This is a genomic window from Serratia sp. 25CWL12, from assembly GCF_055790885.1.
In genome coordinates this window covers 3,418,412-3,444,137 of the sequence record NZ_CM147698.1, presented here as the reverse complement: position 1 = coordinate 3,444,137, position 25,726 = coordinate 3,418,412, and the positions used below count along the sequence as shown (strand labels likewise).

At 50.5% G+C, this 25,726-nt stretch carries 21 protein-coding genes; 20 read left to right on the top strand and 1 reads right to left on the bottom strand.

Going from position 1 to position 25,726, the window contains the following annotated elements:
- Positions 1 to 4: 4 nt before the first annotated feature.
- Positions 5 to 1,558, bottom strand: a complete 1,554-nt coding sequence (leuA, locus tag ACX9GV_RS14860; RefSeq protein ID WP_473196029.1) for a 2-isopropylmalate synthase — start codon at positions 1,556 to 1,558, stop codon at positions 5 to 7.
- Between the two features lie 932 nt (positions 1,559 to 2,490).
- Here leuA and leuO point away from each other — a divergent pair.
- The 20 genes from leuO (at position 2,491) to lpxC (ending at position 25,721) form a co-directional block, all read left to right on the top strand.
- The gene (gene leuO, locus ACX9GV_RS14855; protein ID WP_473196028.1) at positions 2,491 to 3,438 is read left to right on the top strand and encodes a transcriptional regulator LeuO; all 948 of its coding nucleotides are present in this window, start codon (positions 2,491 to 2,493) and stop codon (positions 3,436 to 3,438) included.
- Between the two features lie 145 nt (positions 3,439 to 3,583).
- Entirely contained in the window at positions 3,584 to 5,302 is a 1,719-nt protein-coding gene (gene ilvI, locus ACX9GV_RS14850) for an acetolactate synthase 3 large subunit (protein WP_473196027.1), read from the top strand.
- Positions 5,302 to 5,796 carry an acetolactate synthase small subunit gene (gene ilvN / locus ACX9GV_RS14845; RefSeq protein ID WP_023492111.1) on the top strand — a complete coding sequence of 165 codons (495 nt, stop codon included), beginning with the start codon at positions 5,302 to 5,304 and terminating at the stop codon, positions 5,794 to 5,796. Before ilvI ends, ilvN begins: the two co-directional genes overlap by 1 nt.
- 391 nt (positions 5,797 to 6,187) lie before the next feature.
- A complete protein-coding gene (cra, locus tag ACX9GV_RS14840; protein ID WP_473196026.1) occupies positions 6,188 to 7,192 on the top strand; it encodes a catabolite repressor/activator in 1,005 nt (334 codons plus the stop codon).
- A gap of 617 nt (positions 7,193 to 7,809) precedes the next feature.
- Positions 7,810 to 8,268 carry a division/cell wall cluster transcriptional repressor MraZ gene (gene mraZ / locus ACX9GV_RS14835; RefSeq protein ID WP_116726857.1) on the top strand — a complete coding sequence of 153 codons (459 nt, stop codon included), beginning with the start codon at positions 7,810 to 7,812 and terminating at the stop codon, positions 8,266 to 8,268.
- 2 nt (positions 8,269 to 8,270) lie between these two features.
- Positions 8,271 to 9,212, top strand: coding sequence for a 16S rRNA (cytosine(1402)-N(4))-methyltransferase RsmH (gene rsmH, locus ACX9GV_RS14830; RefSeq protein WP_473196025.1), 942 nt, complete (start codon positions 8,271 to 8,273; stop codon positions 9,210 to 9,212).
- Complete coding sequence (gene ftsL / locus ACX9GV_RS14825) at positions 9,209 to 9,529, top strand: cell division protein FtsL (RefSeq protein WP_023488953.1); 321 nt, start codon at positions 9,209 to 9,211, stop codon at positions 9,527 to 9,529. Before rsmH ends, ftsL begins: the two co-directional genes overlap by 4 nt.
- 33 nt (positions 9,530 to 9,562) lie before the next feature.
- Positions 9,563 to 11,329 carry a peptidoglycan glycosyltransferase FtsI gene (locus tag ACX9GV_RS14820; protein WP_023488952.1) on the top strand — a complete coding sequence of 589 codons (1,767 nt, stop codon included), beginning with the start codon at positions 9,563 to 9,565 and terminating at the stop codon, positions 11,327 to 11,329.
- Positions 11,316 to 12,803 (top strand): UDP-N-acetylmuramoyl-L-alanyl-D-glutamate--2,6-diaminopimelate ligase, encoded by a 1,488-nt coding sequence (murE, locus tag ACX9GV_RS14815; protein ID WP_473196024.1) that lies wholly within the window; start codon positions 11,316 to 11,318, stop codon positions 12,801 to 12,803. The genes ACX9GV_RS14820 and murE overlap by 14 nt, the downstream gene beginning before the upstream one ends.
- Positions 12,800 to 14,161: a UDP-N-acetylmuramoyl-tripeptide--D-alanyl-D-alanine ligase gene (gene murF, locus ACX9GV_RS14810; protein WP_023488950.1), complete on the top strand. Its 1,362-nt coding sequence runs from the start codon at positions 12,800 to 12,802 to the stop codon at positions 14,159 to 14,161. Before murE ends, murF begins: the two co-directional genes overlap by 4 nt.
- The gene (mraY, locus tag ACX9GV_RS14805; RefSeq protein WP_473196023.1) at positions 14,155 to 15,237 is read left to right on the top strand and encodes a phospho-N-acetylmuramoyl-pentapeptide-transferase; all 1,083 of its coding nucleotides are present in this window, start codon (positions 14,155 to 14,157) and stop codon (positions 15,235 to 15,237) included. Before murF ends, mraY begins: the two co-directional genes overlap by 7 nt.
- A gap of 2 nt (positions 15,238 to 15,239) precedes the next feature.
- Positions 15,240 to 16,559, top strand: a complete 1,320-nt coding sequence (gene murD, locus ACX9GV_RS14800; protein ID WP_473196022.1) for a UDP-N-acetylmuramoyl-L-alanine--D-glutamate ligase — start codon at positions 15,240 to 15,242, stop codon at positions 16,557 to 16,559.
- 2 nt (positions 16,560 to 16,561) lie between these two features.
- Entirely contained in the window at positions 16,562 to 17,758 is a 1,197-nt protein-coding gene (gene ftsW, locus ACX9GV_RS14795) for a cell division protein FtsW (protein WP_152554889.1), read from the top strand.
- Positions 17,759 to 17,761: 3 nt separating this feature from the next.
- A complete protein-coding gene (murG, locus tag ACX9GV_RS14790) occupies positions 17,762 to 18,829 on the top strand; it encodes an undecaprenyldiphospho-muramoylpentapeptide beta-N-acetylglucosaminyltransferase (RefSeq protein WP_473196021.1) in 1,068 nt (355 codons plus the stop codon).
- A gap of 150 nt (positions 18,830 to 18,979) precedes the next feature.
- Entirely contained in the window at positions 18,980 to 20,455 is a 1,476-nt protein-coding gene (gene murC, locus ACX9GV_RS14785) for a UDP-N-acetylmuramate--L-alanine ligase (RefSeq protein ID WP_023488945.1), read from the top strand.
- Positions 20,448 to 21,368: a D-alanine--D-alanine ligase gene (locus ACX9GV_RS14780; RefSeq protein ID WP_023488944.1), complete on the top strand. Its 921-nt coding sequence runs from the start codon at positions 20,448 to 20,450 to the stop codon at positions 21,366 to 21,368. The genes murC and ACX9GV_RS14780 overlap by 8 nt, the downstream gene beginning before the upstream one ends.
- 1 nt (position 21,369) lies before the next feature.
- A complete protein-coding gene (gene ftsQ / locus ACX9GV_RS14775) occupies positions 21,370 to 22,185 on the top strand; it encodes a cell division protein FtsQ (protein ID WP_023488943.1) in 816 nt (271 codons plus the stop codon).
- Positions 22,186 to 22,218: 33 nt separating this feature from the next.
- Complete coding sequence (gene ftsA / locus ACX9GV_RS14770) at positions 22,219 to 23,475, top strand: cell division protein FtsA (protein WP_037383849.1); 1,257 nt, start codon at positions 22,219 to 22,221, stop codon at positions 23,473 to 23,475.
- 71 nt (positions 23,476 to 23,546) lie between these two features.
- Positions 23,547 to 24,701, top strand: coding sequence for a cell division protein FtsZ (gene ftsZ / locus ACX9GV_RS14765; protein WP_023492281.1), 1,155 nt, complete (start codon positions 23,547 to 23,549; stop codon positions 24,699 to 24,701).
- A 102-nt stretch (positions 24,702 to 24,803) separates the two neighbouring features.
- Positions 24,804 to 25,721: a UDP-3-O-acyl-N-acetylglucosamine deacetylase gene (gene lpxC, locus ACX9GV_RS14760; protein ID WP_023492282.1), complete on the top strand. Its 918-nt coding sequence runs from the start codon at positions 24,804 to 24,806 to the stop codon at positions 25,719 to 25,721.
- The last annotated feature ends 5 nt before the right edge of the window (positions 25,722 to 25,726 follow it).

Below are 25,726 nucleotides of genomic sequence, written 5' to 3'. Positions count from 1 at the left end.
TATTTTACTGTTTAGTTTGCAGCAGACGCTGTTTCTCTTTTTCGACCTGCTGTGAGCGCCAGATACTATTTAATGCGTGCATCATTGCTTTGGCTGAGGACTCCACAATGTCTGTCGCCAAGCCGACGCCATGGAAGCGGCGACCTTGATAAGAGACCACGATATCAACCTGCCCCAATGCATCTCGCCCCTGCCCCTTAGCGGTGAGCTGATATTTTACCAGTTCAATCGGGTATTCAGTAATGCGGTGAATCGCTTGGTAGACGGCATCCACTGGACCGTTACCCGTCGCGGCTTCTGCTATCTCTTTATCGCCGCACATCATTTTGACAGATGCGGTAGCCATTATGCTGCTGCCAGACTGCACACTGAAATATTCCAGACGGAAATGCTCTGGCTCTTCCTGTTGTTTATTGATGAAGGCCAAGGCTTCCAGATCGTAATCAAACACCTGGCCTTTTTTGTCGGCCAATTGCAAAAATGCGCTGTACAGATCGTCCAGATCGTAATCTTGCTCCTTATAGCCCATCTCTTCCATACGGTGTTTTACCGCCGCACGGCCTGAACGTGAAGTCAAATTTAACTGCACATCTTTCAGACCGATGGTTTGCGGTGTCATGATTTCGTAATTTTCACGGTTCTTCAGGACACCATCTTGGTGAATGCCGGAAGAGTGTGCAAAAGCGTTGGCACCCACAATCGCCTTGTTAGCCGGGATCGGCATATTACATAACTGACTGACTAACTGGCTGGTACGGTAAATTTCCTGGTGGTTGATGTTGGTGTGCACCTTCATGAGGTCAGAGCGCACTTTGATCGCCATGATCACTTCTTCCAATGAACAGTTGCCGGCGCGCTCGCCAATGCCGTTCAAGGTCCCTTCAACCTGACGGGCCCCAGCCTGCACTGCTGCAATAGAGTTGCCTACTGCCATGCCCAGGTCATCGTGGCAATGGACAGAAATAATAGCCTTATCAATATTGGGTACGCGATCATACAAGGTAGTGATAATGCCACCAAACTGATTGGGGGTTGTGTAACCGACCGTATCGGGAATGTTGATAGTCGTCGCCCCGGCGTTGATGGCGGCTTCTACCACGCGACACAAATTGTCAATGGGAGTACGGCCCGCATCTTCACAAGAGAATTCAACATCATCGGTATAGTTGCGCGCTCGTTTGACGGAACGAATGGCCATATCCAGGACTTCATCGAAAGAACGTTTTAATTTTGATTCAATATGAAGGGTAGACGTGGCCAGGAACACATGAATACGAAATGCCTCGGCAACGCGTAATGCTTCAGCGGCGACATCAATATCTTTATCGACACAACGAGCCAAGCCGCAAACTCGGCTATTTTTAATCTGACGGGCGATGGTTTGTACTGATTCAAAATCCCCTGGTGAGGAGACCGGAAAACCGACCTCCATCACATCAACCCCCATTCGCTCAAGCGCCATGGCGATCTGGATCTTTTCCTTAACGCTCAGGCTGGCTTGCAGTGCCTGTTCTCCATCACGCAATGTGGTATCGAAAATAATGACTTGTTGGCTCATCTGCTGGTTCCTTGTCGTGTTTTTTCACGCTAAGCGGGTAAAAAAAAACCCGCGCATTAGCGCGGGTTTCTACAGTGGTTGGACTGAGTTAGCTTTGAACCTCGTCCACCAGCATACCGCGCAAAGAAAATGCGTTTAGTAGTAGGCTTAGTAGACGGTGAAAACGGATCATAGCAGTCAGCTTCTCAAAAATATTTCGTTGCCTAATTTGATACTTTATTGACTGTACGATGTCAACTTATGATTGAAAAAAAGCGTGTAAAAAGTGGAATATGGGCTTCACTCATCTCGCTGATGCTTTTGAGGTGGCGTTTTTTTAAGCTATGAAAAAGCGTGTTTTACACTATTTCAGCAGGAGATGATTGAACAAGGGAGCGGAGTGATTTATTAATTTTTTGTCGCCAGTTTGCTATTTACATCAATTTTGGTATGGGAATAAAATTAAAATTGCGATTTTTTTAGCATAAATGACACGAATGTTGTGCTATTTGATTGATTATCAATGCGGCAGCGTTTAAATTCCTATTAGCAAAAAATCGAGTAAGTCTGATCGATGTGTATAATTTCGCAAGTAATTATATTGATAGCATCAATCAGTTGGCTTTTTATATCAGTTATTTATATCTATATAGACTAAATAATTCGAACTAATAGGAAGGCGTTAAGTGTCGTTAAGATCGAGCAAGTGCCGATTTTAACCGCGCTGGCGCTAACCTATGGAGAGCATCAGGGTGAGGTTTTATAAGTCCAAGAGCATGATAGCTGAGTGCCTAGGGTGATGAATTTACCGGTGGTAGATTCGAATGTCGCTAATGTACAGGCAAATTGAAGTATAACAAGCATATGGCGTTGGAATGATTAGGTGTTACCTTGAGTATATTATTCCTGTCAGATGTTGATAATTACCTGCATGGGACTTAGTGGGGTTAGAAATGTCCGAAAATAATTCAGAAGATATTTTATTAAAAAAGACCAGTGATATTAATTTGCGCGGTGTTGATCTTAATTTACTGACGGTTTTTGATGCAGTCATGCAAATGCAAAATATTACACGGGCGGCAAATTCATTAGGGATGTCACAACCAGCGGTGAGTAACGCAGTGGCACGCTTGAAGGTGATGTTCAATGATGAGCTTTTTGTGCGCTTTGGTCGTGGCATAAAACCCACCAGACGTGCATATCAACTCTTCGGCCCAGTGCGCCAGGCGTTGCAACTGGTGCAGAATGAATTGCCTGGCGTTGGGTTCGATGCTTTGAGCAGTCAGCGTCATTTCAAACTCTCGATCTGCAGCCCATTGGATATTCGATTAACTGCAAAAATAATTAATAGTATCAAAGAAATGGCTCCGGGCGTGCAACTGCAGACTCAGTCTTATCTGAACCATAATATCGAACATCAATTACGTTATCAGGAAACGGAGTTTGTGATCGCTTATACCCATTTTGGGCATGCGGAACTGAAAAGTATCGCGTTATTTGACGATGAGCTCACTCTGGTAGCGGCTAAATCACACTCGCGCTTGGCGGGCAGTGTGACGCAAGAGGAAATGCTCGCTGAGCAGCATGCCGTCATCTCTATGGATCGCTTTTGCTCTTTCAGTAAACCCTACTATCTTGATACTGCTTTACAAAGAAGCATTACCCAGCAATGTACCGATCTGTTCAGTGTACTGAATATCGTGGCAATGACCGAAATGGTAGCCATTACCCCACGTTGGTTTGCTGAGCAACATGCCAAAGAGCTGAACTTAAAATTGCTGGCATTACCTTGGGAAAAAAACAGTGTGACCTGTTATCTTTCTTGGCATGAGTCTGCCGAGCGTGATAAGGGCCACCAATGGATGAGGTCTGTGCTTGGTCAATCCGGTTTATTGTGTTAATTAAGTATTCAGGCTTATGCAGATTGCGGCCGACAACCCTAGCCGCTTGAATGGTGACGGGGATATATAATATTTTGGGGTAATTCCCCGTAACGGGCGCTATGTTTTAGCGTCAGATAAGCTCTGTAAGCCTGGAGGCAAACCCATGGAAATGTTGTCAGGAGCTGAGATGGTAGTCCGATCATTAATTGATCAGGGCGTTCAGCATATATTCGGCTATCCGGGCGGGACGGTGCTCGATATCTATGACGCCTTGCATACGGTTGGTGGGATTGACCATATTCTGGTGCGGCATGAGCAGGGGGCGGTGCACATGGCTGACGGCTATGCGCGCGCAACGGGCAAAGTAGGGGTGGTGCTGGTCACCTCTGGCCCCGGTGCCACCAACGCGATTACCGGGATTGCCACCGCTTATATGGACTCCATTCCGCTGGTGGTCCTTTCCGGCCAGGTTCCCACTTCACTGATTGGTTATGATGCTTTTCAGGAGTGCGACATGGTGGGGATCTCCCGCCCGATAGTGAAACACAGTTTCCTGGTCAAGCGTGCCGAAGATATCCCTACGGTATTGAAAAAAGCGTTCTATCTGGCGGCTACCGGGCGTCCAGGGCCAGTGGTTGTCGACCTACCCAAGGATGTTGTCTCTCCCGCCGTTAAAATGCCTTATTCCTACCCGCAAGATATCAGCATGCGTTCTTATAACCCGACGGTACAAGGTCACCGAGGACAGATAAAGCGGGCATTACAGACTATTCTGGCGGCTAAAAAACCGATTATGTACGTGGGTGGCGGGGCAATTAATTCAGCCTGTCATGAAGAGCTGCTGCAACTGGCAGAAACTCTGAACTTACCGGTGACCTGTACCTTGATGGGATTAGGGGCATTCCCGGGGGCACATCGTCAAAGCGTGGGTATGCTGGGAATGCACGGCACCTATGAGGCAAATAATGCCATGCACCATTCAGACGTGATTTTCGCCGTCGGGGTGCGTTTTGATGATCGAACTACCAACAATCTGGCCACCTATTGTCCGAATGCCACCGTGTTACATATTGATATCGATCCGACTTCCATTTCAAAGACCGTAGATGCCGATATTCCGATCGTCGGGGATGCCAAGCAGGTACTGACACAAATGTTGGATCTGTTGCCGCAAGATGGTAAAGGGCAAGACGTTGATGCGCTGTGTGACTGGTGGAAAACCATTGAGCAGTGGCGAGCGCAAGATTGCCTGAGTTATGACAAAAACAGTGGCACCATCAAACCTCAAGCAGTGATTGAAACGCTATACCGCCTGACCAAAGGTGAAGCCTATGTGACTTCAGATGTGGGGCAACATCAGATGTTTGCCGCGCTCTATTATCAGTTCGATAAACCTCGCCGTTGGATTAATTCCGGTGGCCTGGGAACCATGGGCTTTGGCCTGCCAGCAGCACTTGGCGTGAAACTGGCGCTACCCGACGAAACGGTAGTGTGTGTGACTGGCGACGGCAGTATTCAGATGAACATTCAAGAGCTTTCCACCGCGTTGCAATACAATTTGCCGGTGGTGGTGGTTAACTTGAATAACCGTTATCTCGGTATGGTCAAGCAGTGGCAGGACATGATCTATTCTGGACGTCATTCACAGTCTTACATGGATTCACTGCCTGATTTTGTCAAGCTGGCGGAGGCTTACGGTCATGTCGGTATTGCCATCCAAACGCCGGATGAACTGGAAAGCAAGTTGGCACAGGCATTAGCTGAGAAACAGCGTCTGGTGTTTGTCGATATCACCGTCGATGAAACGGAACATGTTTATCCAATGCAGATTCGCGGCGGAAGCATGGATGACATGTGGTTAAGCAAAACGGAGAGAACCTGATGAAGCGCCGTATCTTATCTGTATTACTGGAAAACGAATCTGGTGCCTTGTCCCGAGTGGTCGGGCTGTTCTCCCAACGTGGTTACAATATCGAAAGTTTGACGGTTGCACCTACCGATGATCCGACATTGTCACGTATGACGATCCAGACGGTTGGGGATGAAAAAGTCCTGGAACAGATCGAGAAGCAACTACACAAACTGGTGGATGTGCTGCGTGTTACTGAACTTCTTCCTGGGTCTCATGTTGAACGTGAAATCATGCTGGTGAAACTGCAAGCCAACGGTTATGGACGGGAAGAGGTTAAACGTAGTACTGATATCTTCCGTGGTCAGATCGTTGATGTGACTGCGGCGCTTTACACGGTACAACTGGCCGGTACGAGCGAAAAGCTGGATGCATTTCTCAACGCAGTGCGCGATGTAGCGGAAATTGTTGAAGTGGCGCGCTCGGGGATTGTTGGTGTCTCCCGTGGTGACAAGATTATGCGCTAACACGGCTCAACAAATCCCTGGCTGATTCAAGTTGCAGTTAGGCTGAGTTACCTCGTTGGTCACCAGCGGTGCTCACGGCGCATTGTCGGCGCAGCCTAAGAGATTGTCGCTTTGAGTGAGACTGGGCAAATTCTATTTCAGGGGGTGGCTTGCCATCCCCTGTTTTTATTGGTTTTTTCCCTGTTTGTTGGTGCCTTGCTGCAAAAGCAGTTGCGAGCGGGAGTTTTCTGCTGTTAGATCGCAAAGTGTGGTTTGAATAACCACTGTAATTTAGGGGATTATTTATCCTGCCTGTTACAAATCACCGTTTGTAGATTGCAATCAGGAAGTCATAGGGAAAGACAATTCCACAATTTTCAGTTCTATTTGCAGCGCTATTAAAGGGGTTAACGTGAAACTGGATGAAATCGCGCGGCTCGCCGGTGTTTCGCGCACTACGGCCAGTTATGTCATCAATGGCAAGGCGAAGCAGTATCGCGTCAGCGATAAAACCGTCGAGAAAGTGATGGCTGTGGTCAGGGAGCATAATTATCACCCCAATGCGGTTGCGGCTGGGTTGCGCGCGGGTAGAACCCGTTCAATCGGTTTGGTGATACCCGACCTTGAAAATACCAGTTATACCCGTATTGCTAATTATCTCGAACGGCAAGCGCGTCAACGTGGTTATCAATTGTTGATCGCCTGTTCAGAAGATCAACCCGATAATGAGATGCGTTGTATTGAGCATCTGCTGCAACGTCAGGTGGATGCGGTTATCGTTTCTACGGCATTACCGCCGGAGCACCCTTTTTATCAACGCTGGGCTAATGATCCTTTTCCGATTATCGCGTTGGATCGCGCCTTGGACAGAGAACATTTTATCAGCGTGGTGGGGGCTGATCAGGAAGATGCTTTTGCCTTGGCGCAAGAATTACGAGCCTTTCCTGCCAAATCGGTGCTTTATCTGGGGGCGTTACCTGAGCTTTCGGTCAGTTTCCTGCGTGAGCAAGGTTTTCGCCAAGCTTGGCAGGATGATGAACGCCAGGTGGACTATCTCTATGCCAACAGTTATGAACGCGAAGCCTCTGGGGCACTGTTTGCAGAGTGGTTGAAAACGCATCCGATGCCACAGGCGTTGTTTACCACCTCGTTCTCTTTGTTGCAGGGGGTCATGGATGTGACCTTGAAACAGTACGGGCGCTTGCCGACAGAGTTGGCGATTGCCACCTTTGGCGATCATGAATTGCTGGATTTCTTGGAGTGCCCCGTGCTTGCTGTTGCTCAGCGGCATCGCGAGGTGGCTGAGCGGGTATTGGAACTGGTGTTGGCCAGTCTTGATGAGCCCCGTAAACCCAAGCCAGGTATGACGAGTATCCGTCGTAATTTGTTCCGGCGTGGTAGCCTGAGCCGTAAGTAAATCAATCGGAGTAGGATAGTTTCGTCGTCACCTAAGCAGCGGGGGGCGACTTGGCAGATTCTTGTAAGACAGCAGCGAGAATTTGCTCAGGGTTGATAGGGCAAATGGGGTGATTTCCAAAAAATAAGTAAGATAATTTGCCCTTAATTGTAACTAATTGTTTTCCACTGGGATTTATCTCATTTAGCGGGTTGCAAGTTTATGCGGCTTCGCGACGAAGCAAGTTCCTAACAAATTGTTAAACCTGATGATTGTAACAAGTAGAACCGTGTAATTAACCGGGGGATAGATGACTGGAAGGGGAGAGATTGATCCTGTTAGGGTGAAAATCAGACCAGGATTACAGAAGAAGGTCATGAGTTATTTAATGACTAGATTGTATTTTTTTTCGTCGTTTTTTTGCGATTTTAAAATTTCTCTATTTAATCATGGTGTTAATTTACGTACCTTCAACAAATAATGTTCCTTCCGTGAACCAGCCCCCAGAATGAAGATAGAAATATTGCCAAACCGCTACTGCTCTGGCTTGACAAGGTTTTCATACCCTCCGTAAACTCACTTATGTGGGAAATTGTGGTGTAAAGTGGTGAAAAGGGTCGTAGGGGGGTAGATCGGGTATGTTCCGTGGGGCAACGATGGTTAACCTCGACAGTAAAGGTCGGCTTGCCGTACCAACCCGTTATCGGGATTTACTGAATGAGGAGTCGCAAGGTCAAATGGTTTGCACCATCGACCTCCATCAGCCCTGTCTGCTGCTTTATCCACTATCCCAGTGGGAAATTATTGAGCAAAAATTGTCCCGTCTTTCGAGCATGAATCCCGCAGAGCGTCGCGTCCAGCGCTTACTTTTGGGGCATGCCAGTGAGTGTCAGATGGATAATGCCGGTCGGTTGTTGTTAGCCAGTACGCTGCGCCAACATGCCGGGCTCACCAAAGAAGTGATGCTGGTTGGGCAGTTCAACAAGTTTGAACTGTGGGATGAACAGACCTGGTATCAACAAGTCAAGGATGATATCGACGCTGAACAGTTCGCTCAGGAACCATTGTCTGAGCGGCTACAGGACTTGTCACTATAAGCATGTTAGCAAGTTATGAACATAAAACCGTACTGTTGGATGAGGCCGTGAATGGTCTCAACATTCGCAGTAACGGTATATACATCGACGGTACTTTTGGCCGCGGTGGTCATTCCCGTCTGATTCTGTCCCAATTGGGGCCGGAGGGGCAACTGTTGGCGATTGATCGCGATCCACAGGCGATTGCAGCGGCCCAACTTATTGAAGATAACCGTTTTACTATCATACATGGCCCGTTTTCCGATTTATTGAGTTATGTGCAAACACGGGATCTGGTGGGCAAAATTGATGGTGTGCTGCTCGACTTGGGGGTCTCTTCGCCACAATTAGATGATGCCGAGCGCGGGTTCTCCTTTATGCGTGATGGACCGTTGGATATGCGTATGGACCCTTCCAGCGGTCAATCTGCTGCTGAGTGGTTAATGAGGGCCGAGGCTGATGATATCGCCTGGGTGTTGAAAACCTTTGGTGAAGAGCGTTTTGCCAAGCGTATTGCTCGCGCCATTGTGGAGAGAAATCGCCAAGAACCCATGACGCGTACCAAACAATTGGCCGATCTGATCGCTAATGCTAGCCCGATTCGTGAAAAGCATAAACACCCAGCTACACGTAGTTTCCAGGCCATCCGTATCTACATCAACAGTGAGTTGGAAGAGATTGAACGGGCGCTGAATGGGGCGCTGGCGGTGCTGGCACCACAAGGTCGTTTATCCGTCATCAGTTTTCATTCTTTGGAAGACCGCATCATCAAACGTTTTATGCGTCATCACAGTCGTGGTGCGCAAGTGCCAGCAGGTATTCCGCTGACGGAAGCACAGTTACGTGAGATGGGCGGGCGCACGCTGAAAACGTTGGGCAAAATGATGCCCTCTGAAATGGAAGTGGCGGAAAACCCTCGAGCGCGTAGCTCGGTGCTGCGAGTTGCTGAGAGGTTGCCGGCGTGATTGGCAATGAGCGTCACAGCCTGGCAGGTGTAATTGGCGGTGATTTACTGCGTAATGCCAAGATCCCGTTGATTTTATTAGTTGCAGTAATGGTTTCAGCCATGTTTGTGGTCACTACCGCGCACCGTACCCGTTTACTGACAGCTGAGCGTGAACAACTGGTGCTGGAGAAAGATGCGCTGGATATTGAGTGGCGCAATCTGATTTTGGAAGAGAATGCACTGGGTGATCATAGTCGTGTTGAGCGGATCGCCACTGAAAAACTGCAGATGCAACATGTTGATCCATCGCAGGAAAATATCATTGTTAAACCGTGAATGGTTTGGCTGAATTGGAGTAAAAGGTAACGCATGAAAGCTGTAAGCCCCGGTAAATTGAAACGCCAGGAAGAGCAGGCCAGTTTTGTTAACTGGCGTTTTGCGTTGCTATGCAGTTGTATCTTGTTCGCGCTGGTGGGGTTGGTGTTGCGTATGACTTATTTGCAAGTGATCAACCCCGAACAACTGGTGAAACAAGGCGATATGCGTTCTCTGCGCGTGCAAGAGGTTCCAACAGCACGTGGTATGATCAGTGATCGCTCTGGTCGCCCACTGGCCGTCAGCGTACCGGTGAATGCTATCTGGGCCGACCCCAAGGAGCTTAACGAGCGTGGTGGTATCACGCTGGATTCGCGGTGGAAGGCGCTTTCCGATACGTTAAAAATCCCACTGGACCAACTCGCCAAACGGATTAATGCCAACCCTAATGGGCGTTTTGTCTATCTGGCGCGTCAGGTTGATCCGGCTATTGGTGACTATATTCACAAGTTGAAACTGCCTGGTATCTATCTGCGCCAAGAGTCACGCCGTTATTACCCGGCAGGACAAGTCACCGCACATATCATCGGCGTCACCAACATCGATGGTGCCGGCATAGAAGGGGTTGAGAAGAGCTTCGATCGCTGGCTGACCGGGCAACCTGGTGAACGTACTGTACGTAAAGACCGCTATGGGCGTGTTATTGAGGATATCGATTCTGTTGATAGCCAAGCAGCGCACAACTTGGCATTAAGCATTGATGAGCGTTTGCAGGCGCTGGTTTACCGTGAGCTGGATAATGCCGTCGCCTTCAACAAGGCAGAGTCAGGTACTGCGGTATTGGTGGATGTTAACACCGGTGAAGTGCTGGCGATGGCCAATAGCCCTTCCTATAACCCGAACAATATGGCCGGTACGCCGAAAGATACCATGCGTAACCGTGCGATAACCGATATTTTTGAGCCTGGTTCTACCGTGAAACCGATGGTGGTAATGACGGCATTGCAGCATGGCGTAGTGAAAGAAAACAGCGTGCTCGATACCATTCCTTATCGCATCAGTGGCCATGAAATTAAAGATGTGGCCCGCTATTCGGAATTGACGTTGACCGGGATCTTACAGAAGTCGAGTAACGTTGGTGTTTCAAAACTGGCGTTAGCGATGCCCTCCTCAGCGTTAGTAGATACTTACTCACGTTTTGGTTTGGGAAAAACGACCAACTTGGGGCTGGTCGGAGAAAGCAGTGGCTTATACCCAAAAAAACAACGGTGGTCTGACATAGAGAGGGCCACCTTCTCTTTCGGCTACGGGCTAATGGTAACACCGTTACAGTTAGCGCGAGTCTATGCCACGATCGGCAGTCTGGGCATTTATCGCCCACTGTCGATCACCAGAGTTGACCCTCCTGTTGCTGGTGAGCGAGTTTTTCCTGAGTCTACAGTGCGTTCCGTGATGCACATGATGGAAAGTGTGGCGTTACCCGGTGGTGGTGGGACAAGGGCTGCCATCAAAGGCTATCGTATTGCCATCAAGACGGGTACCGCCAAGAAGGTTGGGCCGGATGGCAAATATGTGGACAGATATATCGCCTATACCGCCGGTGTGGCACCGGCAAGTCAACCTCGTTTTGCGCTGGTGGTGGTCATCAATGACCCGCAGGGTGGGAGTTATTATGGTGGTGCAATTTCTGCACCGGTGTTTGGAGCCATCATGGGGGGAGTATTACGGATCATGAATATTCAGCCTGATGCTCTGCCTGCCGGTGATAAAAGCGAACTGGTTATTAACAATAAAAAAGAGGGTCCAGGTGGCAGAACGTAATTTGCGCGATTTGCTCGCGCCGTGGGTGCCAGAAGCACCGGCGTGCCAGCTTAAAGAGATGATACTCGACAGCCGTATAGCAGCTGCCGGGGATCTGTTTGTTGCTGTTGTCGGTCATCAAACGGATGGTCGCAGTTATATTCCGCAAGCTATCGCGCAAGGCGTTGCCGCCATTATTGCCGAGGCAGAGGGCCAGGCTGAAGATGGTACCCTTTGCCAAATCCATGGCGTACCGGTGATTTATCTGAGCCAACTCAACCAACGCCTGTCGGCGCTGGCTGGGCGTTTTTACCATCAACCCGCCGAGCGTCTGCGTTTAATTGGTGTGACTGGCACCAACGGCAAAACCACCACCACGCAATTGCTGGCCCAATGGAGTCAGTTGTTGGGTGAAACCGCTGCGGTTATGGGAACGGTGGGGAATGGTTTGTTGGGCCAGGTTTGTCCCACTGAAAATACCACCGGTTCAGCGGTTGATGTACAGCATGTACTGAGCGACCTGGTGGAACAAGGTGCCACCTTGGCGGCAATGGAGGTCTCTTCCCATGGTTTGGTGCAGCACCGTGTGGCCGCGCTGCCCTTTGCTGCCGCCGTATTCACTAATTTGAGCCGTGATCACCTGGATTACCATGGCGATATGGGCAGTTACGAAGCCGCTAAATGGTCACTGTTCGCAGGCCATCAAGTGGGGCAGATGATTATCAATGCTGATGATCCCGTGGGGCAACGCTGGCTCGCAAAACTGCCAAATGCAGTGGCTGTTACCATGGAAGATCAACTGCCATCAGGCAACGCTCGTCGTTGGCTGAAAACTACCCTGGTAAATTACCACGACAATGGTGCCACCTTCCATTTCAGCTCAAGTTGGGGTGATGGAAAGATAGAAAGCCGCCTGATGGGGGCATTCAATGTGAGCAACCTGATTCTGGCCTTGGCGACGCTGCTGTCGCTGGACTATCCCCTTGATGAGTTGGTTAAGTCGGCCGATCAATTGCAACCGGTTTGTGGCCGTATGGAAGTGTTTAATGCGCCAGGCAAAGGAACGGTAGTGGTGGATTATGCCCACACCCCTGATGCACTGGAAAAAGCCTTACAGGCTGCTCGCTTGCACTGCCAGGGGCAACTGTGGTGCGTGTTTGGTTGTGGGGGAGATCGCGACAAAGGTAAGCGCCCACTTATGGGAGCCATTGCTGAGCAGTTCGCTGATCGAGTGGTGGTGACCGATGATAACCCACGTACTGAAGAACCGCAGTCGATTATCAACGATATTCTGGCCGGATTGCTTGATGCTGGGCGTGTGCAGGTGATTCATGGCCGTGCAGAAGCGGTGACCAGTGCCATTATGCAAGCAAAACAACAAGATGTGGTATTGGTGGCAGGGAAAGGCCACGAGGATTACCAACTGGTGGGGAACCGTCGGTTGGATTACTCCGATCGTACCACGGTCGCACGCTTGCTGGGGTTACTGGTATGATCACGCTAACTCTTCAGACATTGGCGGCAGTATTGGATGCCGAGTTGATCGGTGACGATGGCCAAATTACTGAGGTGACAACCGATACTCGTCAGGTGACGCCTGGTTGCCTGTTTGTGGCATTAAAAGGGGAGCGTTTCGACGCTCATGACTTTGCCAACGATGCGGTAACCGCGGGCGCCGGGGCTCTGCTGGTGAGTAAGCGCTTATTGGTGGGGGTCCCGCAACTGGTGGTGAACGATACCCGTTTAGCGTTGGGGCAGTTGGCTGCCTGGGTGCGTCAGCAGGTGCCAGCCAAAGTGGTAGCACTGACCGGGTCATCGGGTAAGACTTCCGTGAAGGAAATGACGGCGGCCATTCTGCGTCAGTGCGGTGAGGTGCTGTATACCGCAGGTAACTTTAACAATGATATCGGTGTGCCGTTAACATTATTGCGTTTGCAGCCACAGCATGATTTTGCCGTGATCGAATTGGGTGCAAACCACATTGGTGAGATTGCTTATACCACTGCACTGACGCAACCGCAGAGTGCACTGGTCAATAATCTGTCAGCTGCACATCTTGAAGGCTTCGGTTCACTGGCTGGGGTGGCGCAAGCGAAAGGGGAGATCTTTTCGGGTTTGCCAACCGATGGTGTAGCGATCATCAATGCCGAGAATAACGACTGGCAACACTGGCAACATCAGTTGCAGGGGCAGACAGTGTGGCGTTTTTCCCCACAGGCAGCGGAGTCGGTGGATTTTTTTGCCAGCGATATTCAGGTGCAAGGCGGTGTGACCGATTTCACCTTACACAGTCCATTTGGTACAACCGCTATTACGTTGCCATTACCGGGTCGCCATAATGTGGCCAATGCGTTGGCGGCAGCGGCCTTGGCGATGTCAGTGGGTGCCCCGTTGGCGGCGGTGAGCGCAGGGTTGAAACAGCTTCAGGCGGTGCCGGGGCGTTTATTCCCCGTGATGTTGGCGGAAGGCAAACTGCTGCTGGACGACAGCTATAACGCCAATGTCGGTTCCATGAAGGCGGCGGCACAGGTTTTGGCAGAGATGCCGGGTTATCGCGTGATGGTGGTGGGTGATATGGCTGAGCTGGGTACTGAAGCTGAAGCTTGCCACCGCCAGGTCGGTGAAGCTGTCAAGTTGGCGGGTATCGATAAAGTCATCAGTGTCGGTAAGTTGAGTAGCATACTGAGTTCTGCCGCAGGTAACGGTGAGCATTATCAGGATCAGAGTGCAGTGATCGCGCGAGTAGCGGAATTACTGTCAGCACATGCGGTAATTACCGTGTTAATCAAAGGTTCACGTAGTGCCGCAATGGAGCAGGTAGTACGCGCGTTACAGGAGAAAGCACCATGTTAGTTTGGTTGGCTGAGTACTTGGTCAAATATCACTCAGGTTTTAACGTCTTTTCTTATCTGACGTTCAGAGCCATTGTCAGCCTGTTGACTGCGCTGTTTATCTCTTTATGGATGGGGCCGCGGGTGATCAAACGGTTGCAGGAGCTCTCCTTTGGTCAGGTGGTGCGTAACGATGGGCCAGAGTCGCATTTTAGTAAACGCGGTACGCCGACGATGGGGGGGATCATGATCCTGACCTCGATCACTATTTCTGTGCTGATGTGGGCTTACCCCTCCAATCCTTACGTGTGGTGTGTTCTGTTTGTCTTGGTGGGTTACGGTATCGTTGGATTTATCGATGATTATCGCAAGGTGGTGCGCAAGGATACCAAAGGGTTGATTGCCCGTTGGAAGTACTTCTGGCAATCGGTGATTGCACTGATTGTAGCGTTCACCATGTATGCCATTGGGAAAGACACGCCAGCCACTGAGCTGGTGGTGCCATTTTTTAAGGACATCGTGCCACAGCTTGGCTTGCTGTATGTGTTGCTGGCGTATTTTGTGATTGTGGGCACCAGTAACGCAGTTAACCTCACCGATGGCCTCGATGGCTTGGCAATTATGCCAACCGTATTGGTTGCGGCTGGTTTTGCGTTGGTGGCCTGGGCTACCGGTAACATGAATTTTGCCAGCTATCTGCATATTCCTTATCTGCGTCATGCCGGTGAACTGGTTATCGTTTGTACCGCAATTGTTGGGGCCGGTTTAGGTTTCCTGTGGTTTAACACCTATCCGGCGCAAGTGTTTATGGGGGATGTGGGCTCATTAGCGCTGGGTGGGGCGCTGGGCACCATTGCTGTGCTGTTACGGCAAGAGTTTTTGCTGGTGATTATGGGGGGCGTGTTTGTAGTTGAAACATTGTCGGTGATCTTACAGGTGGGATCATTCAAGCTCCGTGGCCAACGTATTTTTCGTATGGCACCGATTCACCATCACTATGAATTGAAAGGCTGGCCAGAACCCCGCGTGATTGTACGTTTCTGGATTATTTCGCTGATGCTGGTGCTAATTGGCCTGGCGACGCTGAAGGTGCGCTGATTATGGTGGATTATCAGGGTAAAAAAGTCGTTATTATCGGGTTAGGCTTAACTGGCCTCTCCTGTGTTGATTTTTTTATGACTCGCGGCGTGATACCGCAGGTGATGGATACCCGTATTTCGCCACCCGGGGTGGATAAACTCCCGTCAAGCGTCGAGCGGCATCTTGGCTCTTTAAATCTGCAATGGCTACTGGCGGCGGATTTGATTGTCGCTAGCCCAGGTGTCGCATTGACAACACCCGCTTTGCAGGCTGCCGTTGATGCCGGGGTGGAAATTGTCGGTGATGTGGAGTTGTTTTGCCGTGAGGCCAAGGCACCGATCGTGGCGATCACCGGCTCCAATGGCAAAAGTACCGTGACGACCCTAGTGGGCGAAATGGCGCAGGCTGCGGGTTGGGTCGTGGGGGTCGGGGGTAACATCGGCTTGCCAGCCCTTAATTTGTTACGCCAGGATTGCCAACTTTATGTGTTGGAACTGTCGAGCTTCCAGCTGGAAACCACCAAGAGCTTACATGCTGCTGCTGCCACTATCCTCAACGTGACCGAAGACCATATGGATCGCTATCCACATGGTTTACAGCAGTATCATGATGCTAAATTACGCGTCTATGAAAATGCTGCGGTTTGTGTCGTAAACGCGGATGATGTCTTGACTATGCCTGCTCAGGGGCCTGACCAACGCTGTGTCAGTTTCGGGGTTGATGTGGGTGATTATCATTTAAATCATTATCAGGGTGAAACCTGGCTGCGCGTTAATGGCGAGAAAGTTCTCAATACCCGTGAGATGAAACTGGCGGGGCGTCATAACTACACCAACGCGCTTGCTGCTCTGGCTTTGGCAGATGCCGTCAAGTTGCCACGAACCTCCAGTTTGAATGCGTTGACGACCTTTACTGGCCTGCAACACCGTTTCCAACTGGTGTGGGAGCATCATGGTGTTCGCTGGATTAATGATTCAAAAGCGACCAATGTGGGCAGCACTGAAGCGGCACTGAATGGCTTGCAGGTAGACGGCACGCTCCACCTGTTGCTGGGCGGGGATGGCAAGTCGGCGGATTTCTCGTTATTGGCGCGTTATCTGCAGGGTGACAATCTGCGGCTGTACTGTTTTGGGCGCGATGGCGCACAGCTGACAATGCTGCGGCCAGACGTAGCGTTATTGACTGAAACCATGGAGCAGTCCATGCAGGTCATTGCCCGTCAGGTGAAACCTGGCGATATGGTGTTGTTATCACCGGCCTGTGCCAGCCTGGATCAGTTCCGTAATTTTGAAGTGCGTGGCAACGAGTTTGCTCGCCTGGCGCGGGAGCTTGGCGGATGAGGCTGCGTATACCGACGTTTGGCCTGACTAACAAACTGAAAGACTGGGTAATGGGCTCGCGTGAGCACGATTCAGCCAACATGGTGCTGTATGACCGTTCCCTGTTGTGGCTGACCTTGGGTCTGTCGGTTGTTGGTTTTGTGATGGTGACGTCGGCTTCGATGCCTATTGGCCAGCGCTTGGCTGATGATCCTTTTTTGTTTGCCAAGCGTGATGCGCTCTATCTTGGTTTGGCCATTGCATTATCCATCGTGACGCTACGTATTCCCATGGAAGTGTGGCAGCGTTACAGCAACGTTATGCTGCTGGTTTCAATGGTGATGTTGGTCATTGTGTTGGTGGTGGGTAGTTCAGTCAATGGCGCATCGCGTTGGATTTCACTCGGTCCATTGCGCATTCAACCGGCGGAATTATCCAAATTGTCGCTGTTTTGTTACCTATCAAGTTATCTGGTGCGCAAAGTTGAAGAAGTGCGTACTAACTTCTGGGGTTTCTGTAAGCCGATGAGTGTGATGGTGGTTCTGGCGGTATTGCTATTGGCACAGCCGGATCTGGGTACGGTAGTGGTGCTGTTTATCACCACGCTGGCGATGCTGTTTTTGGCTGGTGCTAAAATGTGGCAGTTCCTGGCGATCATCGGTTCCGGCGTGTTTGCTGTAGGGTTGCTGATCATTGCTGAACCTTACCGTATGCGTCGCGTGACCTCATTCTGGAATCCATGGGCTGACCCGTTTGGTAGTGGTTACCAGTTAACTCAATCATTGATGGCATTTGGCCGCGGTGAGCTTTGGGGTCAAGGTCTGGGGAACTCGGTGCAGAAACTGGAATATCTGCCAGAAGCCCATACCGACTTTATCTTCTCTATTTTAGGTGAGGAACTAGGCTATATCGGTGTGGTTCTTGTCCTGTTAATGGTATTCTTCGTCGCCTTTCGTGCCATGTCGATTGGCCGTAGAGCATTGCAGATTGACCAGCGGTTTTCTGGCTTTCTGGCATGTGCTATCGGGGTTTGGTTCAGTTTCCAAGTACTGGTTAACGTTGGGGCAGCGGCGGGCATGTTACCCACCAAGGGGTTGACGTTACCTCTGATCAGTTATGGTGGCTCAAGCCTGTTGATTATGTCGACGGCACTGGTGCTGTTGTTACGCATTGATTATGAAACACGTCTGACTAAAGCTCAGGCGTTTGTGAAGAGGTAGCGGATGAGTGGCAAAGCTAAGCGTTTAATGGTGATGGCAGGTGGTACCGGGGGGCATGTCTTCCCTGGGCTGGCAGTTGCACATCATCTGATGGCGCAGGGCTGGCAGGTCCGTTGGTTGGGTACCGCAGACCGAATGGAAGCAGATCTGGTGCCTAAGCATGGGATCGAAATTGATTTTATCCATATCTCTGGCTTGCGCGGTAAAGGGCTGAAGGCGCAATTAATGGCGCCAATACGCATTTGGCGTGCGGTAGGTGAGGCCAAGGCGATTATGCGCAGCTATCAACCGGATGTGGTGCTGGGAATGGGGGGATACGTTTCCGGCCCTGGTGGTCTGGCGGCTTGGTTGTGTGGTATCCCGGTGGTGTTGCATGAACAAAATGGTATCGCGGGCCTGACCAACCGCTGGCTGGCAAAGATAGCCAAGAAAGTGTTACAGGCATTTCCCGGTGCGTTTCCCAATGCGGAAGTGGTTGGTAACCCGGTGCGGACTGATGTTTTGGCGTTGCCTCTTCCTGAAGAGCGTTTGAGTGGGCGGGATGGGCCGACGCGAGTGCTAGTCATTGGTGGCAGCCAAGGGGCTCGGATATTGAACCAGACCGTTCCTGAAGTCGCGGCACTGTTGGGTGATAGAATAACGCTCTGGCACCAGGTCGGTAAGGGGGCTTTACCAATGGTATTAGAGGATTACCAACGGGTAGGGCAAACCGGGCATAAAGTGACCGAGTTTATCGATGATATGGCTGCTGCTTATGCCTGGGCCGACGTCGTGTTATGTCGTTCTGGCGCATTGACGGTAAGTGAAGTGGCCGCGGCTGGTTTACCCGCCATTTTTGTGCCATTCCAACATAAAGACCGCCAGCAATACTGGAATGCTCGCCCGCTGGAGCAGGCGGGTGCGGCGAAGATTATTGAACAGCCGCAGTTTACTGCCGATGCGGTGGCTGAACTGCTGGCAAGTTGGGACCGCCCAAGGTTATTGGCAATGGCGGAAAAGGCCCGTGCGGTCGCCATCCCGGATGCTACCGAGCGTGTGGCGGCGGAAATTGCCCGCTTGGCAGGGGCTTAATAAGTTATTCAAAATGTATGGCATATTTTACTGGGCTAGTTGAGAAGTAGGTTAGACCCGGGTTTAGGCAAGTTGCAGTCAGAACATCTGCAACTTGAACAGCAATGAGTATCAATAGAGTTCGCAGATAGAACCCGAATAGAGAGAGTGATGAATACACAACAGTTGGCGAAACTACGTACTTTCGTGCCTGAGATGCGACGCGTTCGGCACATTCACTTTGTTGGCATCGGTGGTGCTGGCATGGGGGGGATCGCCGAAGTGTTGGCTAATGAAGGTTACCAGATTAGTGGTTCCGACTTGGCACCTAATCCGGTAACTCAACAATTGAGTGAACTTGGGGCGACCATTTATTTCCATCACCGGCCAGAAAATGTGTTGGATGCCAGTGTGGTTGTGGTTTCCACCGCTATTCCCGCTGATAACCCGGAAATTGTCGCCGCCCGTGAGGCGCGTATTCCGGTGATCCAGCGTGCTGAAATGCTGGCGGAGTTGATGCGTTATCGTCATGGTATTGCCATTGCCGGTACCCACGGAAAAACGACCACCACGGCGATGGTGAGCAGTATTTATGCGGAAGCTGGTCTTGACCCGACTTTTGTCAACGGTGGGTTGGTGAAGTCAGCAGGTACCCATGCACGTTTGGGATCCAGCCGTTATTTGATAGCGGAAGCCGATGAGAGCGATGCGTCATTCTTGCATCTGCAACCGATGGTGGCGATTGTCACCAATATCGAAGCTGACCATATGGATACTTACCAGGGCAATTTCGAGAATCTGAAACAGACATTTATTAACTTCCTGCATAATTTGCCGTTTTATGGCCGTGCAGTGATGTGTATTGATGACCCGGTAGTGCGTGAGTTACTGCCTCGGGTAGGGCGTCATATCACCACTTATGGTTTTAGCGAAGATGCTGATGTGCGGGTAGATAACTACCGTCAGGTTGGGCCGCAGGGCTATTTTACGCTGATTCGCCAGGATAAACCGCTAATGACGGTGACCCTGAATGCCCCTGGCCGCCATAATGCGCTGAATGCCGCCGCCGCCGTGGCCGTGGCTACAGAGGAAGGCATTAGTGATGACGCCATACTGCGTGCGTTGGCGGGTTTTCAGGGAACAGGGCGCCGCTTTGATTTCTTGGGGGAATTCCCACTGGCAGCGGTCAATAAGTCGTCAGGCAGCGCGATGCTGGTGGATGATTACGGACACCACCCGACAGAAGTGGATGCCACTATCAAGGCTGCCCGTGCCGGTTGGCCAAGTAAGCGTTTGGTGATGGTGTTCCAACCGCATCGTTATACGCGTACTCGTGATCTGTATGATGATTTTGCCAATGTGTTGTCACAAGTTGATGTTTTGCTGATGCTGGATGTTTACCCTGCGGGTGAAGCGGCGATCCCTGGTGCTGATAGCCGCAGTTTGTGCCGTACTATTCGCAATCGCGGCAAACTCGATCCGATCCTGGTGTCTGATGTGGACACTCTACCGGCGACGTTGGCACAATTGTTACAAGATGATGACCTAGTGTTGGTGCAAGGAGCCGGTAATGTCGGTAAAATTGCGCGCAAATTGGCCGAGCTGAAGCTGGTACCACAGAATAAAGAGGAGGAACATCATGACTGATAAAGTTGCTGTACTGTTGGGTGGTACCTCCGCAGAGCGTGAAGTTTCACTGCAATCAGGCGCTGCCGTGCTGGCAGGGTTGAAAGAAGCTGGGGTTGACGCTTATGCCGTGGACCCCCGTGATTTCCCCGTTACTCAACTGAAAGCAGAGGGTTTCACCAAGGTATTTATTGCACTACATGGTCGTGGTGGTGAAGATGGCACGCTGCAGGGGGTGCTGGAGTTTCTACAACTGCCTTATACCGGTAGTGGTGTCATGGCTTCGGCACTGACCATGGATAAATGGCGCACTAAAATGGTGTGGCAATCCATGGGGCTGCCGGTGGCACCTTATGTGGTATTGAATCGTCAGCAATACCAGGGCGCAGAACGGCAGAGTTTGTTGGCCGCCATTGAATTACTCGGCTTACCCTTGATCGTCAAGCCAAGCCGTGAAGGTTCCAGCGTGGGGATGAGCAAAGTCTCTGAACCCAACGCGCTTGACAGTGCATTGGAAGCGGCTTTTGTCCATGATGATGATATTCTGGTGGAGAAGTGGCTGAGTGGCCCGGAATATACTGTTGCGATCCTGGGTGACCAGGTATTGCCTTCTATCCGCATCCAACCTGCAGGCATATTTTATGATTATCAGGCGAAATACATAGCTGATGATACGCAATATTTTTGCCCAAGTGGTCTGAATGCGCAGCAGGAAGCCGATTTGGCACAGTTGGCATTACGCGCTTATCGTGGGTTGGGTTGTCGCGGCTGGGGCCGTGTTGACGTTATGCAGGATAGCGATGGCAGCTTCTACCTGTTGGAGGTGAATACCTCCCCGGGCATGACCAGCCACAGTCTGGTGCCAATGGCGGCTCGTCAGTCTGGCTTAACATTCTCGCAACTGGTTGCGGGGATTTTGGCGTTGGCAGACTAAAATGTCGCAGGCAGCGCTGAATGTGCGTGGTCGTGAAGCAGACAATGGCCCGCGCCGCAGCAATGGAACCCAGTTGGCAGGAATCATTTTCCTGCTGATGGTACTGGGAACCATTTTAGGTAGTGGCTGGATAGTGCTTGGCTGGATGAAGGATGCCAGCCGTCTGCCGCTCTCTAAGTTGGTGGTGACAGGGGAACGTCATTACACCACTAACGATGATATTCGTCAGGCGATCTTGGCGTTGGGTGAACCAGGAACGTTTATGACACAGGATGTGAATGTCATTCAGCAACAGATTGAACGGATACCCTGGATTAAGCAGGCCAGTGTGCGTAAACAGTGGCCGGATGAGCTGAAAATCAATCTGGTGGAGTATGTCCCGGTTGCACATTGGAATGATTTACATATGGTCGATGCAGATGGCAAATCATTCAGCGTACCGTTAGAACGGTTAGGCAAGCAGAAATTACCGCTGCTCTATGGCCCGGAAGGCAGCGAACAAGATGTTCTCGAGGGGTATCGCGAAATGAACAGCGTGTTAGCGGCCAGTAAGTACCCGCTTAAAATGGTTGCCATGACAGCGCGCCATTCTTGGCAGTTGGCTTTAGAAAACGATGTTAGGCTCGAACTGGGGCGTGATGACCGTATCGGGCGTTTACAGCGATTTATTGGGCTTTATCCGGTGTTATTGCAGCAGGCACAGGCAGAAAACCAACGTATCAGTTCTGTCGATCTACGTTATGACTCCGGTGCTTCGGTCGGTTGGGCACCGGCGTTTATCGAGCCGCAGGCAGCAAGTGATCTGCCAAAACAGTAATCAGCAACAGAATCAAGCACAGGCAAAACAACAATGATCAAGTCGACGGACAGAAAACTGGTAGTTGGACTGGAGATCGGTACGGCAAAGGTCTCCGCATTGGTAGGGGAAGTTCTGCCCGATGGCATGATCAATATTATTGGCGTAGGCAGTTGCCCCTCTCGTGGTATGGATAAAGGCGGGGTTAATGATCTTGAGTCAGTAGTCAAGTGTGTACAGCGGGCGATTGATCAAGCTGAACTGATGGCTGACTGCCAGATTTCTTCAGTCTATCTGGCGTTATCGGGTAAACATATCAGTTGTCAGAATGAGATTGGCATGGTGCCTATTTCTGAAGAGGAAGTGACGCAGGAAGATGTGGAAAATGTGGTGCATACGGCCAAGTCAGTCCGTGTGCGCGATGAGCATCGCATTCTGCACGTGATCCCGCAGGAATACGCCATTGATTATCAGGAAGGTATCAAGAATCCGGTCGGGTTATCCGGTGTGCGTATGCAGGCTAAAGTGCATTTGATCACTTGCCATAATGATATGGCGAAAAATATTGTCAAAGCGGTTGAACGTTGTGGTCTGAAAGTTGACCAACTTATTTTCGCCGGTCTGGCTGCCAGTTATGCCGTACTGACTGAAGATGAACGTGAACTCGGTGTCTGTGTGGTGGATATCGGCGGTGGTACAATGGACATGGCGGTTTATACTGGTGGCGCGTTGCGTCATACTAAAGTTATTCCTTACGCCGGGAATGTGGTTACCAGCGATATCGCTTATGCTTTTGGTACGCCGCCTGCAGACGCTGAAGCGATTAAAGTTCGGCATGGCTGTGCCCTTGGTTCTATTGTCAGCAAGGATGAAAGTGTAGAGGTACCCAGCGTTGGCGGGCGTCCTCCTCGTAGTCTACAAAGACAGACACTGGCGGAAGTGATTGAGCCTCGTTATACCGAGCTGTTAAATCTGGTTAACGATGAAATTTTGCAATTGCAGGAACAACTCAGGAGCCAAGGGGTGAAGCATCATCTGGCAGCAGGTATTGTGTTGACCGGTGGTGCCGCTCAGATAGATGGACTGGCAGCCTGTGCGCAACGGGTATTCCATACTCAGGTACGTATCGGCCAGCCTTTGAACATCACAGGGCTAACGGATTATGCGCAAGAGCCATACTATTCCACTGCGGTGGGGCTGTTGCATTATGGAAAAGAGTCTCACCTAAGTGGTGAAGGCGAAGTAGAAAAACGCGCTTCAGTGGGCAATTGGTTTAAACGTATCAATAGCTGGCTGAGAAAAGAATTTTAATGTTTTAACAAAGAGATCATCTGGATGTCGTTTTATGATCTCGCAGCGACAGGCAAAAACGGAGAGAAATTATGTTTGAACCGATGGAACTAACCAATGACGCGGTGATTAAAGTCATCGGCGTCGGCGGTGGCGGTGGCAACGCCGTTGAACACATGGTGCGAGAGCGCATTGAAGGTGTGGAATTCTTCGCTGTTAATACAGACGCTCAGGCGCTACGTAAAACGGCGGTGGGTCAAACCATTCAGATTGGTAACGGTATTACCAAAGGTTTGGGGGCCGGTGCGAACCCGGAAGTCGGTCGCAATTCAGCAGAAGAAGATCGTGAAGCCTTGCGAGCAGCACTCGAAGGTGCAGACATGGTCTTCATTGCAGCCGGAATGGGCGGCGGTACCGGTACCGGTGCTGCGCCAGTGGTGGCTGAAGTAGCAAAAGATTTAGGGATTCTGACTGTGGCGGTGGTGACCAAGCCTTTCAATTTTGAAGGCAAGAAGCGCATGGCATTCGCGGAACAGGGTATTGCTGAACTGTCCAAGCATGTTGACTCGCTGATCACTATCCCGAATGACAAACTGCTCAAGGTGCTCGGTCGCGGTATCTCTCTGTTGGACGCGTTCGGTGCAGCTAATGACGTGCTGAAAGGTGCGGTGCAGGGCATTGCTGAGTTGATTACTCGCCCAGGATTGATGAACGTTGACTTTGCCGACGTGCGTACTGTCATGTCTGAGATGGGTTATGCGATGATGGGTTCTGGCGTAGCCTCTGGTGAAGACCGTGCTGAAGAAGCAGCAGAAATGGCCATTTCCAGCCCACTGCTGGAAGATATCGACCTGTCTGGTGCGCGTGGCGTGTTGGTCAACATTACTGCTGGCTTCGATCTGCGTTTGGATGAGTTTGAGACAGTAGGTAACACCATTCGTGCTTTTGCTTCCGACAACGCGACTGTGGTGATTGGTACGTCGCTGGATCCTGAAATGAACGACGAATTGCGTGTAACGGTGGTGGCGACAGGTATCGGGATGGATAAGCGTCCTGAAATCACGTTGGTGACTAATAAGCAGGCCAGCCAGACTGTAATGGATCATCGTTACCAGCAGCATGGTATGTCACCTTTGCAGCAGGAAGTAAAACCTGCCGCTAAAGTGGTGAATGATCAGACCGCGCAGCCAAGCAAAGAGCCTGACTATCTCGATATTCCAGCTTTCCTGCGTAAGCAGGCAGACTGAATATAACCGATAATTTGGCATCTCCGCTCTTTGTGCTAGACTGTCCTACCAGTTTTTACTATGTTAGGGCTGGCAGGATTGATAATATTGCGAGATAACACGATGATCAAACAGAGGACATTAAAACGTATTGTCCAAGCGACAGGGGTCGGTTTACATACCGGCAAGAAAGTTACGCTGACAATGCGTCCCGCACCGGCGAATACCGGGGTCATCTATCGTCGCACTGACCTGAATCCACCGGTTGATTTTCCGGCTGATGCAAAATCCGTGCGTGATACCATGCTCTGTACTTGCCTGGTTAACGAGTATGACGTACGTATTTCTACTGTTGAGCACCTTAATGCCGCATTGGCAGGCTTGGGTATTGATAACATCATCATTGAAGTTGATGCTGCTGAAATCCCAATCATGGATGGTAGCGCCAGCCCGTTCGTTTTCTTACTGATGGATGCCGGTATTGAAGAGCTGAGTTCAGCAAAGAAATTTCTGCGTCTGAAAGAGACAGTGCGTGTTGAAGATGGTGACAAGTGGGCGGAGTTATCCCCTTACAACGGGTTCCGTCTCGATTTTACTATTGACTTCAACCATCCAGCTATTGATGCCAGTACGCAGCGTTATCGCCTTGATTTTTCTGCCGATTCGTTCGTGCGTCAAATCAGCCGAGCGCGTACTTTTGGTTTTATGCGTGATATTGAATACTTGCAATCCCGTGGCTTGGCCTTAGGGGGCAGTTTCGATTGCGCTATTGTCGTGGACGACTATCGAGTCTTGAACGAAGACGGACTGCGCTTCGAAGATGAATTCGTTCGCCACAAAATGCTGGATGCCATTGGTGATCTGTTTATGTGTGGCCACAATATTATTGGCGCTTTTACCGCCTATAAATCAGGGCACGCACTGAACAACAAGTTGCTGCAAGCCGTTCTGGCAAAACAGGAAGCTTGGGAATTTGTGACATTCCAGGATGAGGCCGAAATGCCATTGGCATTCAAGGCACCATCAACCGTATTGGCATAAGCCAG

Coding starts and splice junctions, on each gene's coding strand:
- leuA (WP_473196029.1), bottom strand. CDS start 1,558: ATGAGCCAACAAGTCATTATTTTCGATACCACATTGCGTGATGGAGAA.
- mraY (WP_473196023.1), top strand. CDS start 14,155: ATGTTAGTTTGGTTGGCTGAGTACTTGGTCAAATATCACTCAGGTTTT.
- murF (WP_023488950.1), top strand. CDS start 12,800: ATGATCACGCTAACTCTTCAGACATTGGCGGCAGTATTGGATGCCGAG.
- ilvI (WP_473196027.1), top strand. CDS start 3,584: ATGGAAATGTTGTCAGGAGCTGAGATGGTAGTCCGATCATTAATTGAT.
- murD (WP_473196022.1), top strand. CDS start 15,240: ATGGTGGATTATCAGGGTAAAAAAGTCGTTATTATCGGGTTAGGCTTA.
- ACX9GV_RS14780 (WP_023488944.1), top strand. CDS start 20,448: ATGACTGATAAAGTTGCTGTACTGTTGGGTGGTACCTCCGCAGAGCGT.
- leuO (WP_473196028.1), top strand. CDS start 2,491: ATGTCCGAAAATAATTCAGAAGATATTTTATTAAAAAAGACCAGTGAT.
- mraZ (WP_116726857.1), top strand. CDS start 7,810: ATGTTCCGTGGGGCAACGATGGTTAACCTCGACAGTAAAGGTCGGCTT.
- murG (WP_473196021.1), top strand. CDS start 17,762: ATGAGTGGCAAAGCTAAGCGTTTAATGGTGATGGCAGGTGGTACCGGG.
- ftsQ (WP_023488943.1), top strand. CDS start 21,370: ATGTCGCAGGCAGCGCTGAATGTGCGTGGTCGTGAAGCAGACAATGGC.
- ftsZ (WP_023492281.1), top strand. CDS start 23,547: ATGTTTGAACCGATGGAACTAACCAATGACGCGGTGATTAAAGTCATC.
- ACX9GV_RS14820 (WP_023488952.1), top strand. CDS start 9,563: ATGAAAGCTGTAAGCCCCGGTAAATTGAAACGCCAGGAAGAGCAGGCC.
- rsmH (WP_473196025.1), top strand. CDS start 8,271: ATGTTAGCAAGTTATGAACATAAAACCGTACTGTTGGATGAGGCCGTG.
- lpxC (WP_023492282.1), top strand. CDS start 24,804: ATGATCAAACAGAGGACATTAAAACGTATTGTCCAAGCGACAGGGGTC.
- ilvN (WP_023492111.1), top strand. CDS start 5,302: ATGAAGCGCCGTATCTTATCTGTATTACTGGAAAACGAATCTGGTGCC.
- murC (WP_023488945.1), top strand. CDS start 18,980: ATGAATACACAACAGTTGGCGAAACTACGTACTTTCGTGCCTGAGATG.
- ftsA (WP_037383849.1), top strand. CDS start 22,219: ATGATCAAGTCGACGGACAGAAAACTGGTAGTTGGACTGGAGATCGGT.